Consider the following 14443-nt stretch of genomic DNA (forward strand, 5'->3'; position numbering starts at 1 on the left):
CGGGGTGTGGCGCATCCCACAGGTAAAAGTGGACAAAGAGCGCCCAAATGCGTCAAAACCGGCCACAAAGGTGACGGGATCGTTATCCGGATTTGAGCGTCCTCTGAGCGAACGCCCCAATGGTGGGCAATTCGGATTCCCTAGGGCATAAGGGTCGACACCAGGGTCTCCTGGAGCCCGCCCAGCCACAGATAGGCCAGCACCATCGGCTTGCGCGGGTCCTCCTCCGGGAGCCGGAAGAGCAGGTCGGTGTCGTCCTCGTCGGTGATGTCCAGCCGGGCGCCGATCGCCAGCCGGAGGTCGTTGAGGGCGCCGAGCCACTGCCGGGACTCCGCCGGGGACAGCTTGAGCACCGCCCCGCCCTCGTCCACGGGGGCGAGCGCGTCCAGCGAGCGGATCACGCCGAGCGCGTTGTCCCGCTTGCCGGCCCGCAGGTCGTTCTCGGTGTAGCGGCGGAACTCGGCGGAGTGCGCCCGCCGCTCCTCGGCCTCGTCCGGGGAAGCCGGGGAGTGCTCCGGGTCGCTGTAGGCGTCCGGGAAGAGCCGGCGCAGGACCGGGTCGGCGGGCGGCTCGCTGGGGCCCTCGGCGAACAGCTCGGCGAGCGGGTCGTCCGGGGCGTCGGCGCCCGGGCCGGGGCCGATCAGCTCCAGCAACTGGACGGCCAGCGACCGGATGATGGAGATCTCGACGTCGTCGAGCGCGACGGCCGCGCCGCCGCCGGGGAGCGGTTCGAAGTGTCCGGGCATCGGGGTGCGTTTACTTCCGGTCCTGCTGGAGGGTGGCCCACAGACCGTATCCGTGCATCGCCTGCACGTCGCGCTCCATCTCCTCGCGGCTCCCGCTGGAGACGACCGCCCGGCCCTTGTGGTGGACGTCGAGCATGAGCTTGGTGGCCTTGTCCTTGGAGTAGCCGAAGTACGTCTGGAAGACGTACGTCACGTAGCTCATGAGGTTGACCGGGTCGTTGTGCACGATCGTGACCCAGGGGACGTCGGGCTCGGGTACGGCGAAGACCTCCTCCGCCGACTCGGTGCGTTCGATCTCTACGGGCGCGGGTGACGTCACACAGCCATGCTGCCATGGCACCCATAAATCGTCACACCGACGAAAAGGGAGTACGATCCCTGGTCATGAACACAGCGGACCTTGGGCTGCCGGTGGACGTTCCCTCGACAGCGCTCTTCACGGACCAGTACGAGCTGACCATGCTGCGCGCCGCCCTGAAGGCCGGTACGGCCGAACGGCGGAGCGTGTTCGAGGTCTTCACGCGACGGCTGCCGAACGGACGCCGCTACGGCGTGGTGGCCGGCACCGGCCGTGTCCTGGACGCGGTGGAGAACTTCCGCTTCGACAACGGCGTCCTCGGCTTCCTGCGGGAGCGGGACATCGTCGACGAGCAGACCCTGGAGTGGCTCGCCGACTACCGCTTCGGCGGGGACATCTGGGGCTACCCGGAGGGCGAGGTCTACTTCCCCGGCTCGCCGATCATGCGCGTCGAGGGCACCTTCGCCGAGTGCGTCCTGCTGGAGACGGTGATCCTCTCCATCCTCAACCACGACTCCGCGATCGCCGCGGCCGCCTCCCGGATGGCCTCCGCGGCCGGCGACCGCCCCCTGATCGAGATGGGCGCCCGCCGTACCCACGAACTCGCCGCCGTGGCCGCCGCCCGCGCCGCCTACGTCGGCGGCTTCGCCACCACCTCCGACCTCGCGGCGGGGTTCCGCTACGGCATCCCGACCGTCGGCACCTCCGCGCACGCCTTCACCCTCCTCCACGACCGCGAGCGGGACGCCTTCCGGGCCCAGGTCGAGACCCTCGGCCGGGGCACCACGCTCCTGGTGGACACCTACGACGTCACCGAGGCCGTCCGTACGGCGGTGGAGGTGGCCGGCCCCGAGCTGGGCGCCGTCCGCATCGACTCCGGCGACCTGCTGCTGGTGGCGCACCGGGTGCGGCAGCAGCTGGACGAGCTGGGCGCGACCGACACGAAGATCGTCGTGACCTCCGACCTGGACGAGTACGCCATCGCCTCGCTGGCCGCCGCGCCCGTGGACGCGTACGGCGTCGGCACCCAGCTGGTGACCGGCTCCGGGCACCCGACCTCCTCCATGGTCTACAAGCTCGTCGCCCGCGCCGAGTCCGCCGACCCGAGGGCCGCGCTGCTGCCCGTCGCGAAGAAGTCCAGCGGCGGCAAGACGTCCATCGGCGGGCGCAAGTGGGCGGCGCGCCGGCTGGACGCCGACGGGGTCGCGGAGGCCGAGGTCGTCGGCACCGGGCCGGTCCCGGCCGAGCTGGCCGACCGGCAGCTGCTGGTGCAGCTGGTCAAGGGCGGTGAGGTGGTCGCCCGCGAGCCGCTGGACGTGACCCGGGACCGGCACATCGCGGCACGCGCGAACCTGCCGCTGTCCGCCACCCAGCTGTCCAGGGGGGAACCCGTCATTCCGACGGAGTACGTCACCGGGCGCTCGGGTAGCTAGAGCGGGACCGCCGTCCGCCCTCGCCCGCCCCCTCCCGCACGGGCCCGGAAGTCTCTAGGCTCAGTTACTTCACTCTCAGTCGAAGGACACCCACCATGCGCCGCGCCTTGATCGTCGTAGACGTGCAGAACGACTTCTGCGAGGGGGGCAGCCTCGCGGTGGCCGGCGGCGGCGACGTGGCCGCCGCCATCACCGAGCTGATCGGCCAGGCGGCGGGCACCGGCTACCGGCATGTGGTGGCCACCCGCGACCACCACATCGCGCCCGGCGGCCACTTCGCGGACAACCCCGACTACGTCCGCTCCTGGCCCGCGCACTGCGTCGCGGGCACGGAGGGCGTGGGATTCCACCCGAACTTCGCCCCCGCGGTCGCCTCCGGCGCGGTGGACGCCGTGTTCGACAAGGGTGCCTACTCGGCCGCCTACAGCGGCTTCGAGGGCGCCGACGAGAACGGCGTCCTCCTCGCCGACTGGCTCCGCGCCCGCGAGATCACCGAGGTCGACGTGGTGGGCATCGCCACGGACCACTGCGTCCGGGCCACCGCGCTGGACGCCGCGAGCGAGGGCTTCCGCACGCAGGTCCTCCTGGACCTCACGGCGGGCGTGGCCCCGGAGACGACCGAGCGGGCCCTGGAGGAGCTGCGCGAGGCGGGCGTGGAGCTGACGGGCAAGCCCGTGGTGAGCGGCTAGGACCCTACGGGACCACGGCCGATCTGCGCAGCAGCGCGCGGATCGGGTGCCACAGCTCGTTCACGATGACACCGTTGTCCGCGGGGGCCGTGCGCCATATCAGCCCGTCGGGGTGGTGCAGGACCGCCGTGATCTCGTCCGGTGTCGGGGGCGCCGCATTGCCCCGGAGGTAGATCGCCCGCAGGCCCAGGTTGCGCAGCCTGGTCAGGGCGCGGGCGCGGTTCTGGGCGTGCACGAGCACCCGTACCCCGGCGGGGTCGTACGGCAGGTTCAGTGCGACGACCACCGTGCCGTTCGGCAGTTTGCAGAAGCCTCCTGCGGCCATGCGGTCACATCCCCGTTCCGGTCGGTGTCAATAAGCGGTCCACAGGACGCACCTAAACACGACCGGCGGCAGCCCGCCAAGGGGCTGCCGCCGATACGCTTGTGACCTGCGGTTTCAGTGACTACTTGACCGCGGGGCCGACCTTGAGCTGGATCGTGGAGCCGTCCTTGGCCTCCTTGACGATCGTGATCTTGGTGTTGGTGTCAGTGACCTTCACGCCGCCGGTCGGGTTCGACGGGTCGTAGTAGGTGCCGGTGTGGTCGTTGAAGACCCGAACACCCTTCGAGCCCTTGATCTTCAGCGCGACGTCCGCCTTGTGCAGCGTGATGCCGTCCGTGGGGTACAGGCTGAACGGCGAGTCGTAGGCCTGGACGCGGTTGCGCAGCAGCGTGCCGTCGGCCCACTTCAGCGCCTTGGCGTGCGAGTCGACCGGCAGGATCAGACCGGTGCCCGGGTGGCCGTTGGCGCTGTTGGTGTTGTTGTCCGCCTGGGAGGTGTCCCACTTCCAGATCAGCAGGCCGTTCTGGTACGGGTAGTGCTCCACCCAGTCCGGACGCGACGCGAAGCCGAAGTTGTACGGGCCGGTCTTCAGCGTCTTGTCGTACGACACGTACTGGCGGTTCTCGGCGATGTAGTACTGCTGGTAGTCCTTGGTGAAGGACGCGCCGATGCGGGAGAACCCGGCCGCGGTCCAACCGGCGTCCGCGCTCTCGGCGTCGTCCGAGAACAGCGGGGTGCCGTCGGCGGTCACGGTGATCTCGTCGGCCGTGAAGCCGTTCTCCGCGACACCGCCGTCGGTGGCGTAGCGGAAGCGCAGGTCGATCTTCTTGCCCGCGTAGGCGTCGAGCGGGAACGACAGCTTCTTGTGGGTCTGGGAGAAGCCGGTCAGCGCCGGCTTGCCGCTGGCGTCCTTCGGCAGGGCCTGGCCGTCCGCCGTGCCGTCCAGGGCGGTCCAGTTGGCGCCGCCGTCGGTCGAGACCTCGGTGTAGACGTAGTCGTAGCCGGCCTCGGTGGCCCACCAGCCGTCCAGGTCCAGCTTCGCCGACGTCCTGCCGGTCAGGTCCACGGAACGGGTCAGCGTGTTCTTCAGGTCGTTGCCGCTGCCGCTCCACCACTGGGTCGAGCCCTGCGCCGGCTCGGTGATGGTGGTGGTGACCGCCTTGTCCGGCAGGTTCACCACGAGGGCCTGCTTGTCCCAGGTGTTGTACTCGGCGGGGCCCAGCTTGTGCGTGGACTGCTTGCCGGCCTTGGCGGTGTCGTAGTTCAGCCAGCCGAGCTGGAGCTTGTCCCAGGCGTTCATGTCGCCCGGCAGGTCGCCGATGGACTCCTTGCCGGTGCCCAGCCAGGAGCCGGAGCTCATCAGCGTCCAGAAGCCGGTGGAGTTGTCGCCGCCGGCGGTGTCGTACTCGTCCGGCAGGCCGAGGTCGTGGCCGTACTCGTGGGCGTAGACGCCGAGGCCGCCGTTCTCCGGCTGGATGGTGTAGTCGCCGACCCAGACGCCCGTGTTGCCGACCTGCGTGCCGCCGAGCTTGTTGTTGTCGGGGCCGGTGGCGCCGGCGTCGGTGCCGAAGGCGTACCAGCGGTGGGCCCAGATCGCGTCCGTGCCCTGCGCGCCGCCGCCGGCGGACTCGTCCTCACCGGCGTGCACGATCTGGAAGTGGTCGACGTAGCCGTCCGGCTCGTTGAAGTTGCCGTCGCCGTCGTAGTCGTACCGGTCCCACTGGTCGTACTTGGCGAGGTCCTTCTTGATGTCGGCGTCGGACCGGCCGGCCTTCTTCTGCTGGGCGACCCAGGCGTTCAGGCCGTCGGTGACGACGTTCCACACGCTCGGGCAGTTCGTCGAGCCGCAGGCGTTGTTGCCGTAACGGGCCTCGTTGTACGGGACCTTGACCCAGTCGGTGACCTCACCGGAGACGGAGTAGCGGCCCGAGGACTGCTTCTCGTAGTACTTCTTCAGCGACTCGGTCTTCTTGCCGGTGCCGAAGTAGAGGTCCTGGTAGTGCTTCTTGTCGTAGTCCTTCTGCCAGGCCGTGGAGTTGTCCTTCTTGCGGTCCGGCTTGGCGATCGTGTTGTGCAGCGGACCGGGGGTGCCACCGAACTTGGGGTCGGTCTGGTTCCCGAACTCCACCAGGATGGTGAAGATCTTGTCGGTCTTCTCGCGGCTCAGCTCTACGTACTTGCTCTGGCCCTTGCGGCTCTTGAGCTTGACGACCTTGGAGCCGTTGCGCTCCTGAGCGGTGGCCTTGCCCGATATGAGCTGCTTCAGGGCCTCTTCGCGCTGGGCCTCCTGGGTCTTGCTCAGCGGGCCGTCCAGGTTGTGCTTCTGCTGCTTCACCGGGGCCGGGTCGTGCCGGTTGGCGGCAGCGGTCCGGGCCTGGGTGCTCGCTTCGGCGACGGCGAAGGTGGCGAACGTGGCGGAGGCCGCCGCGAGCGTCACGCCGATGGCGGCCGCTCTGAACGTCCAGGATCTGCTGGTCACTTGAGTTCCTCCCCCGCGTCGCGCGCACGGACAGGGGGTTCCGGGTCATGGAGGGAGCCGTGCGCGCACGATCAACGCGTGTAGTCAAGTGACGACATTTGACTAGAGGTTTAGCGGAAAAGACAGACCTTGACTTGAGCAGGACAAGTGCACTATGCGGAGGAGACGTTCGCTTTACGGACACGTGTCGACCAGGCAACGGGCATCGGGGCCAAGCTCGTTTGACCGGGGGATGCCTCTGTGCGCCCCCTGTGCACCGGTACTGTGGGTTAGGTCATGCTTACCCGGCGTCCGGCTCGGGCATGCAGGCCAAGAGAGTCGAACGGCACGCCCCCATCGTCCGAACACTGCCGAGGACACGATTGCCATGCCTCGTCCGACCGCCGCACAGCTCGCCTACGGTTCCTGCACCGTGATCTTCTCGACGCTCGCCATGCTGCTGCTGTCCCAGACGAGTTCGGGCCCCGGAATCGCCGTCATCGCCCTCGCGGCCCTCGCGCTGGGCCTGCTGGTCGCCCTGACGGTCCCCTCCCCCGGGACGCGCACGGCTCCGGCGCCCGCCGAGCCCGCGACGGACGAGGAGCGGGTCCCCACCACCCTCTGACACGGCAGGGAGAGTCCTGCACGCCGTCTTTCAACCGGTGCTGACCACCACCGTCTTGGCCGACTTGTCGTGCAGGCCCTGCTTGTACGGCTTGTCGAAGAAACTCCATCCGCCCGAGATGGCCGTCCAGACGCAGGCGCAGCAGAAGGCGAACGGCACCCACAGCACCAGCGCACGGCTCAGCGAGGCCTGCACGGAGGGGGTGGCGCCGTTCTCCAGGTTGGCCACGCGCAAGCCGAGCCACTTCTTGCCGAGGGTCTGCCCCGACCTGCTGGTCAGGACGGTGTCGTACGCGACGTAGAGCACGGCCGTGACAAAGGCCCGGGCGAGGTTCCTGCCGACCTCCAGGCGGTCGTCGTCGACCGTGTAGTAACTCATGCCGAGCGCCCACGTGACCAGCCCGACGACGATGCCGACCAGGATCATGTCGATGATGCGCGCGAGCGTCCGCTTGCCGCTGTCCGCGAGCGGGGGCATGCCGGCCAGCGGGTCGGCGGGATAGCCGCCGTACGGGTCACCGCCGTACGGGTTGCCGCCGTAGGGGGGCGGCTGGGTGCCACCGTGGGGAGGCGGCTGGTCACCGCCGTACGGGGCGTCGTACGGCGAGCCCGGCCCCTGGTCCGACGGGGGCCGCTTCCTGAAGGGGTCGTCCTCCGGGGGCTGCTCTCCGGAGCCGGGGGGCGGTGCGCTGCTCATGGCCCGAGTGGAACCCGAACCTCACGGCTGCGCATCCGGCAGACGGCCGGACGGAGTACCCCGGATCAGCCCGCGACGAAGGTGTGGGCCGCCTTGTCGTGCCAGCACTGGCGCCAGGGCCGGTCGAACAGGCACCACAGCACGCCCACGATCCCGACGACCAGCAGTCCCGGCACGCTGAACACCAGCCAGCGGCGCAGCGCCGGGCCGAACGTCGGGGGCTCGTGCGCCTCGATGTCCCGCACCTGAAGACCGCACAGCTTCTTGCCGAGGGTGCGGCCCCACCTGACGGTGGGCAGCACCTCGTACAGGACACCGGCCACGAGCAGGACGGCGAGGACGATGCCGAGGCTGGTGCCGGTCGTGCCGTCGAGCAGCCAGACCGTGACCTCGTGGCCGGAGACCCGGGCCGCGTCGATCTTCTCCTGGACGTGGTCCACGGCCCGGATGCCGAGCGGGACCGCCGCGACGGCCGTGATCGCACCGATGGCCAGCAGGTCGATCAGCCGCGCCGCCAGCCGCCTGCCGGGTCCGGCGGGGCGGGCGGCGGCCTGCCGGCGGGCGGCGGCCTGGAAGAGGTCCTCCACCGGCGGCTTCCACGGCGCGACGGGCTGCTCGTCACCGCCGCCGGCCAGCTGGTGCACCTGCTGCGCCCAGGACGCCTGCCCGCCGCCGGGGCCGCTGGTCAGGGGGGTGGCGGGAGCGGCGGCCTGCTGCGGCACGGAAGGAGCCGCGGTCGCGGGGGCGGCCGGGGAGGGGTGCGGTGCCGGGGGTGACGCGGGCGTCGGCGCGGCGGCGGCACGGGCGGCGGCGGCCTTCCCGGCGGCGAAGCCGGAGTTCGCGGGCGCGCCGACGGGTCCCTGCGGGCCGAAGCCGGCCGGGCCGCCGCTCTCCGTGCCGGACGGTACCGGGCGGATGGTCATCGTGCCGTCGTCGGTACGGGCGGCAGCCGCCGGGCCGGGGATCGGGCGCCGGAAGACGAACGTGCCGGGGTCCGGGGCCCCGTCCTCCGCCGGGTGAACCGCCGCGGTGCCGTCGCTACGGCCGGTGACCTGCCCGTCGGCCGCCCCCGGCGCCTCCACCGGCACCCGAGGATCGACACCCCGGCCACCGGCACCCTGCCGGGACTGAGCGGGGGGTGCGGACCCGCCGGGGCGCACGGGGTCGCCGGGCTGACCGGGAACGCCGGGTTGGCCCGGCTGACCCGGCCGGCCCGGCCGGGTCCACTGCGCGCCCTGCGCCGCCGGACCGCCCTGCGCCGCATGGCCCGCCGCCCCCGACTGCGCCCACTGGTCCGCCGGACCGGCCTGCGCGGCCGGCCCCGCCTGGTTCCACTGACCGGCGGCCTGCCCGGCGGCACCCTGCGGGTTCGCGCCGCCCTGCCGGTCCGCGCCGGCCTGCTGCTCCAGGCCGGGTGGATCCTCGTCGAAGAAGTGGGGGCCCGTTTCCTCGACGGCGGCGGGGGCGGGGCGGACGCCGGGGGGCGGGGTGAGCGGTTCGCCGTCCTTCGGCGCCGGGCGGCTGGTGCCGGGCACCCAGGAGGCGCCGTTCCAGTACCGGACGTAACCGGGGATGGACGGGTCCGGGTAGTAGCCCTCGCGGGGCCGGTCGTCACCTGGGGCCGGGGTTGGGGCGCTCATGTCCGTCGTCCCGTATCTGCTCGGGGGTGGGATGGGGGCCTCCACATCTATCAGACCGGGGCAGCCCGCAGCGCCAGTCCCGTCGTACCCACCCCTTTCCGGGCAACGCCGTACCGGCATCTCCCCCGTCCGCGGAAAAGTTTCCCCGGACCCGCGTAATGACCCGGCCCCCGCCCCCTCTCCCCCGGTAAGGGCCCGGTCCGAGCGGCCCCGACCAGAGAGGAAACGCCGGTCATGCATCACACCGTGGTGGAGCGCGAGCTGGAGCTGCGGCTCATCCTGTCGCCGGAGCGGAGCGTCCCGGTCCCGGCCCGGCTCGGTTACCGCTCCGACGACCCGTACGCCGTCCACGTCGCCTTCCACATCAACTCCGAACACCCCGTCCACTGGACGTTCGCCCGCGACCTGCTGGTGGAGGGGGTGTTCCGGCCGTGCGGGCACGGGGACGTGCGGGTGTGGCCGACGAAGGCGGACGGGCGCCGTGTCGTCCTGATGGCGCTGAGTTCACCGGACGGCGACGCGCTGCTGGAGGCGCCCGCCCCGCAGGTCTCCGCCTGGCTGGAGCGGACGCTGCGGGCGGTGCCGCCGGGCGAGGAGGGCGGGCGGCTCGGCATCGACGACGCGCTCGACCAGCTGCTCGCCCGGTGAACGGCCCCGGGACGGGGTCAGAAGAGCTTGCCCGGGTTCAGGATGCCCAGCGGGTCGAAGACCTGTTTCACCGCCCGCTGCATCTCCACCCCGACCGGGCCGATCTCCCGGGCCAGCCACTCCTTCTTCAGCACGCCCACCCCGTGCTCGCCGGTGATCGTGCCGCCCAGCTCCAGGCCGAGCGCCATGATCTCGTCGAAGGACTCGCGGGCCCGGCGGGACTCCTCGGGGTCACGGGCGTCGAAGCAGACGGTGGGGTGGGTGTTGCCGTCGCCCGCGTGGGCGCAGACCCCGATCGTCAGGCCGTACTCGGCGGCGATCCGCTCCACGCCCTCCAGCATGGCGCCGAGCCGGGAGCGGGGCACGCACACGTCGTCGATCATCGTCGTGCCCTTCACCGCCTCCAGCGCGGTCAGCGAGAGCCGCCGGGCCTGGAGCAGCATCTCGGACTCGGCCGCGTCCTCGGCCGGGACGACCTGGGTGGCGCCGGCGGCCTCGCACAGGGCACCGACGGCCGCGAGGTCGGCGGCCGGGTCGGGAGTGTCGAAGGCGGCCAGCAGCAGGGCCTCGGTGGTCTCGGGCAGCCCCATGTGCGCGAGGTCGTTGACCGCCTTGACCGTCGTACGGTCCATCAGTTCGAGGAGGGAGGGGACGTGTCCGCCCGCCATGATGCGGCAGACGGCGTCGCAGGCGGCGGCCGCGGAGGCGAACTCCGCGGCCAGGACGAGCTGCTGCGGCGGCTTGGGCTTCAGGGCCAGGACGGCCCTGACGACGATGCCGAGGGAGCCCTCGGAGCCGACGAAGAGCCGGGTGAGGTCGTAGCCCGCGACGCCCTTGGCGGTGCGCCGTCCGGTGGACATCAGGCGGCCGTCGGCGAGGACGACGTCCAGGCCGAGGACGTACTCGGCGGTCACCCCGTACTTCACGCAGCACAGGCCGCCGGAGGCCGTGCCGATGTTGCCGCCGATGGTGCACATCTCCCAGCTGGAGGGGTCCGGCGGGTAGTACAGCCCGTGTTCCTCGACCGCACGGGACAGGGCCGCGTTGACCACGCCCGGTTCGACCACGGCGATCCGGTCGACGGGGCTGATCTCCAGGATGCGGTTCATCCTGGTGAGGGACAGCACGACGCAGCCGTCGGTGGCGTTGGCGCCGCCGGACAGGCCGGTGCGGGCGCCCTGCGGGACGACGGGCACGCGCAGCTCGGTGGCGGTGCGCATGACGTGCTGCACCTGCTCGACGGTGCGCGGCAGGACGACGACGGCGGGGCTGCCGGCCGGGCAGAAGCTCGCCATGTCGTGCCCGTAGGAGGCGGTCACGTCGGGGTCGGTCAGGACCGCCTCGGGCGGAAGGCCGGCCAGGAGCCGGTCGGTGAGGTTGCCCGTGTGCTCGTCGCGCGGTGCTTCGATACGGCTCATGATCACAGCGTGGCACTCACGGCCATCGGTGTGAACCCCGACCGTGCCGTCCTTGGGCCACCCGGATGTGCTCGTCGTACTGACGCACAGTGAGCGCCATGGACAACCGGCAGTGCGTGGGTACGTCCCTGATCTCCGAGCCCCCGGCACCGCGCCGCTCCCGGCGGGTGCTGCGGCGGGTGCTGGTCGCCGCGCTGGCGGGCGGTTTCGTCGCGGGCGGGGTGCTGGTGCTGCTGCCGCAGGAGCCGCAGCGGCGGCCCGGTCCGGTCCGGCCGCCCGCCGCCGGCCCGCAGGCCGCGCCGCGGGCTCCGCGGGAGGCGCTGACCACGGTGACCTACGGGGTGCCGGCCGCGCTGCCCGGGCTGACCGCGCTGATCGGGCGCGAGGAGCAGCGGGTGCGGGAGCGGCCGAAGGACGCCCGGGCGTGGGCGGTGCTGGGGTCCGCGTACGTGGAGCGGGGGCGCCGGGCGGGTGACGCGGCGGACTACCCGAAGGCCGAGCGGGCGCTGCGGACCTCGCTGGAGGTGCGCGGCGGCCGGAACACCGAGGCGTTGGACGGCCTGACCGCGCTGGCGCTGGCCCGCCGGGACTTCCCGGCCGCGAAGAGCTACGGCGAGCAGGCGCTGAAGGCGGCGCCGAAGCGGTGGTCGGCGTATCCGCCGCTGATCGACGCCTACACGGGGCTCGGTGACTACAAGAAGGCCCGGGCCACCCTGGACACGCTGATGGGGTTGCGCACGGGTCCGGCGGAGCGGCCGGCCGTGCGGGCGCGGGCCGCGGCGGTGTACCGGGACCGGGGCTGGCGCGAGGACGCGGTGGCCCAGCTGACGGACGCGGCGGCCGCCGCCCGCACCCCCGCCGAGCAGGCCGCCTGGCTGGCCGGGGTGGGGCAGCTGGCGTGGGAGCGCGGGGACCTGCCGGACGCGCTGCGGCACTTCGAGGCCGCGCTGCGCCTCGATCCCGACCAGCGGGCGGCTGCGGCCGGACGGGCGCGGACCCTGGCCGCGCAGGGGCGTACGGCTCAGGCGCTGGCCGCGTACCGGGCCGTCGTCGCGCACCGGCCGGACCCGGAGGACCTGCTGGAGCTGGGCGAGCTGTACGAGTCGCTGGACCAGCCGCGGCCCGCGGAGGAACAGTACGCACGGCTGCGGGAGGCGGTACGGCGGTCGGTGGCGGGCGGCGTGGACGAGGAGCTGCTGATCGGGCGGTTCGAGGCGGACCACGGGGACGCGCGGGAGGCGGTGGAGCGGCTGCGGGAGGAGTGGCGGCGCCAGCCGGGGACCGAGGTGGCCGACGCGCTGGGCTGGGCGCTGCACCGGTCCGGCGAGGACCAGGAGGCGCTGACGTACGCGACCGCCGCGACGGACGAGACGAAGGGGGGCGGGGTGCGCAGCGCGCTGTACGCGTTCCACCGGGGGGTGATCGAGGCGGAGCTGGAGCGGTTCGGACCCGCGCGGCGCCATCTGGAGGAGGCGCTGCGGACCAACCCGTACTTCTCGCCGCTGTGGGTGCCGGTGGCGCGGGAGGCGTTGCGGGCGCTGGGCGACGACTCCGAGGAGCCGCCGCCCGTCGAGTAGGGCCGGCCCTACAGGTTGCCCCGCTTCTCCTGCTCGCGCTCGATCGCTTCGAACAGGGCCTTGAAGTTGCCCTTGCCGAAGCCCATGGAGCCGTGGCGCTCGATGAGTTCGAAGAACACCGTCGGCCGGTCCTGGACCGGCTTGGTGAAGATCTGCAGCAGGTAGCCGTCCTCGTCGCGGTCGGCGAGGATCTTCAGCTCGCGCAGGGTGTCGATCGGCACGCGGGTGTCGCCGACCCACTCGCCGAGGGTGTCGTAGTAGGAGTCCGGGGTGTCGAGGAACTCGACGCCGGCCGCGCGCATGGTGCGGACCGTCTGCACGATGTCGTTGGTGTTGAGCGCGATGTGCTGGACGCCGGCGCCGCCGTAGAACTCCAGGTACTCGTCGATCTGGGACTTCTTCTTGGCGATGGCGGGCTCGTTGATCGGGAACTTCACCTTGAGGGTGCCGTCCGCGACCACCTTCGACATCAGCGCGCTGTACTCGGTGGCGATGTCGTCGCCCACGAACTCCTTCATGTTCGTGAAGCCCATGACCTTGTTGTAGAAGGCCACCCACTCGTTCATCCTCCCGAGCTCCACGTTGCCGACGCAGTGGTCGACGGCCTGGAAGGTGCGCTGGGCGGGCGGCTCGACGAGCGGCTTGGCGGCGACGTAGCCGGGCAGGTAGGGGCCGTCGTAGCCGCCGCGCTCGACCAGGGTGTGGCGGGTCTTGCCGTAGGTGGCGATGGCGGCGAGGACGACCGTGCCGTGCTCGTCCTTCGTCTCGTACGGCTCGGTGACGCTCTTCGCGCCGTGCTCGATCGCGTACGCGTAGGCGGCGCGCGCGTCCGGGACCTCGATGGCGAGGTCGATGACGCCGTCGCCGTGCTCGGCCACGTGCTGGGCGAGGAAGTGGCCCCAGGTGCTGCTCGGCTTGATCACCGAGGTGAGGACGAAGCGGGCGGAGCCGTTCTCCAGCACGTAACTGGCGGTCTCGCGGCTGCCGTTCTCCGGTCCGGAGTAGGCGACCAGCCGCATGCCGAAGGCGGTCGAGTAGTAGTGCGCCGCCTGCTTGGCGTTGCCCACGGCGAAGACGACCGCGTCCATTCCCTTGACCGGGAAGGGGTCGTCCTGCCGGGCCGTCGTGTCGGGAGTGTGGTGTGTGGTCTGCGTCATAGCGGAAGGGTGGCCCCGCTCTGCAAGGTGCGCAATAGTTCGCTTCATCGCTGGGCAATCTGACCAGCGGTACGGCCGTGTCGGCGGTCTTTCTGTACAGTCTGACCATCTCAGGGGGTCCCGTGGCGATCGATCATCTGGACGGGCGGATCATCGTGCTGCTGGCGCAGGAGCCGCGCATCGGGGTGCTGGAGATGTCCCGGCGGCTGGGGGTGGCCCGGGGCACGGTGCAGGCGCGCCTGGACCGGCTCCAGTCGAACGGGGTCGTCCGCGGATTCGGTCCGCAGGTGGATCCGGCGGCCCTCGGCTACCCGGTCACCGCGTTCGCCACCCTCCAGATCCGGCAGGGCCAGGGAGCCGACGTACGGACGCACCTGGCGACCGTGCCGGAGGTGCTGGAGCTGCTGACCACCACCGGCAGCGGGGACATGCTGTGCCGGCTGGTCGCCCGCTCGAACGCCGATCTCCAGCGGGTGATCGACCGGGTCGTCGGCTTCGACGGCATCGTCCGGGCGTCCACGACGATCGTCATGGAGAACCCGGTGCCGCTGCGGATCATCCCGCTGGTGGAACAGGCGGCGGCGGACAGCAGGGGCGGCCAGGCGGCGGACGGCAAGGACGGGTAGGCGGCGGGCGGCGGGGATGGGCAGGCGGCGCGGACGGCCGGGCGGCAGGCTGCGGGGATGTCCAGGCGGCGCAGATGGCCAGGCGGCGGGCAGCGGAATCGGTAGGC

The 14443-nt window shown here is 71.8% G+C and carries 14 protein-coding genes; 6 read left to right on the forward strand and 8 right to left on the reverse strand.

What is annotated here, in order from left to right; all coding sequences use genetic code 11:
- Positions 1–140: 140 nt before the first annotated feature.
- Positions 141–746 carry a DUF2017 domain-containing protein gene (locus ACZ7N4_RS05575; protein WP_471354084.1) on the reverse strand — a complete coding sequence of 202 codons (606 nt, stop codon included), beginning with the start codon at positions 744–746 and terminating at the stop codon, positions 141–143.
- Between the two features lie 10 nt (positions 747–756).
- Positions 757–1065, reverse strand: coding sequence for an ATP-dependent Clp protease adapter ClpS (gene clpS / locus ACZ7N4_RS05580; protein ID WP_189294522.1), 309 nt, complete (start codon positions 1063–1065; stop codon positions 757–759).
- Between the two features lie 65 nt (positions 1066–1130).
- Between clpS and ACZ7N4_RS05585 the strand changes: the two genes are divergently transcribed.
- Both ACZ7N4_RS05585 and ACZ7N4_RS05590 read left to right on the forward strand, forming a co-directional pair.
- Positions 1131–2477 carry a nicotinate phosphoribosyltransferase gene (locus ACZ7N4_RS05585; protein ID WP_471354086.1) on the forward strand — a complete coding sequence of 449 codons (1347 nt, stop codon included), beginning with the start codon at positions 1131–1133 and terminating at the stop codon, positions 2475–2477.
- A 95-nt stretch (positions 2478–2572) separates the two neighbouring features.
- Positions 2573–3166, forward strand: coding sequence for a nicotinamidase (locus ACZ7N4_RS05590; protein ID WP_471354088.1), 594 nt, complete (start codon positions 2573–2575; stop codon positions 3164–3166).
- A gap of 4 nt (positions 3167–3170) precedes the next feature.
- On the opposite strand, the gene ACZ7N4_RS05595 is transcribed toward ACZ7N4_RS05590, so the two are convergent.
- Together ACZ7N4_RS05595 and ACZ7N4_RS05600 are read right to left on the reverse strand one after the other, a co-directional pair.
- Positions 3171–3491, reverse strand: coding sequence for a hypothetical protein (locus ACZ7N4_RS05595; RefSeq protein WP_467929784.1), 321 nt, complete (start codon positions 3489–3491; stop codon positions 3171–3173).
- A 121-nt stretch (positions 3492–3612) separates the two neighbouring features.
- Positions 3613–5970 carry an immune inhibitor A domain-containing protein gene (locus tag ACZ7N4_RS05600; protein WP_471354091.1) on the reverse strand — a complete coding sequence of 786 codons (2358 nt, stop codon included), beginning with the start codon at positions 5968–5970 and terminating at the stop codon, positions 3613–3615.
- A 367-nt stretch (positions 5971–6337) separates the two neighbouring features.
- On the opposite strand from ACZ7N4_RS05600, the gene ACZ7N4_RS05605 reads away from it, so the two are divergent.
- On the forward strand, positions 6338–6574 hold the full coding sequence (locus ACZ7N4_RS05605) for a hypothetical protein (RefSeq protein WP_471354093.1): 237 nt from the start codon (positions 6338–6340) through the stop codon (positions 6572–6574).
- Between the two features lie 30 nt (positions 6575–6604).
- Here ACZ7N4_RS05605 and ACZ7N4_RS05610 read toward each other — a convergent pair whose 3' ends face one another.
- Positions 6605–7270 (reverse strand): RDD family protein, encoded by a 666-nt coding sequence (locus ACZ7N4_RS05610; protein ID WP_471354095.1) that lies wholly within the window; start codon positions 7268–7270, stop codon positions 6605–6607.
- Between the two features lie 65 nt (positions 7271–7335).
- A complete protein-coding gene (locus ACZ7N4_RS05615; protein WP_471354097.1) occupies positions 7336–8910 on the reverse strand; it encodes an RDD family protein in 1575 nt (524 codons plus the stop codon).
- Between the two features lie 234 nt (positions 8911–9144).
- On the opposite strand from ACZ7N4_RS05615, the gene ACZ7N4_RS05620 reads away from it, so the two are divergent.
- Positions 9145–9558, forward strand: coding sequence for an SsgA family sporulation/cell division regulator (locus ACZ7N4_RS05620; RefSeq protein ID WP_471354099.1), 414 nt, complete (start codon positions 9145–9147; stop codon positions 9556–9558).
- Positions 9559–9575: 17 nt separating this feature from the next.
- On the opposite strand, the gene ACZ7N4_RS05625 is transcribed toward ACZ7N4_RS05620, so the two are convergent.
- The gene (locus tag ACZ7N4_RS05625) at positions 9576–10982 is read right to left on the reverse strand and encodes an FAD-binding oxidoreductase (protein WP_471354101.1); all 1407 of its coding nucleotides are present in this window, start codon (positions 10980–10982) and stop codon (positions 9576–9578) included.
- 92 nt (positions 10983–11074) lie between these two features.
- On the opposite strand from ACZ7N4_RS05625, the gene ACZ7N4_RS05630 reads away from it, so the two are divergent.
- Entirely contained in the window at positions 11075–12553 is a 1479-nt protein-coding gene (locus tag ACZ7N4_RS05630; protein ID WP_471354103.1) for a tetratricopeptide repeat protein, read from the forward strand.
- Positions 12554–12561: 8 nt separating this feature from the next.
- On the opposite strand, the gene hppD is transcribed toward ACZ7N4_RS05630, so the two are convergent.
- Positions 12562–13710, reverse strand: a complete 1149-nt coding sequence (gene hppD, locus ACZ7N4_RS05635) for a 4-hydroxyphenylpyruvate dioxygenase (RefSeq protein ID WP_471354105.1) — start codon at positions 13708–13710, stop codon at positions 12562–12564.
- Positions 13711–13832: 122 nt separating this feature from the next.
- On the opposite strand from hppD, the gene ACZ7N4_RS05640 reads away from it, so the two are divergent.
- Complete coding sequence (locus ACZ7N4_RS05640) at positions 13833–14336, forward strand: Lrp/AsnC family transcriptional regulator (protein WP_471354107.1); 504 nt, start codon at positions 13833–13835, stop codon at positions 14334–14336.
- Positions 14337–14443: the final 107 nt, after the last annotated feature.

The organism is Streptomyces sp. NPDC107654 (assembly GCF_055639035.1).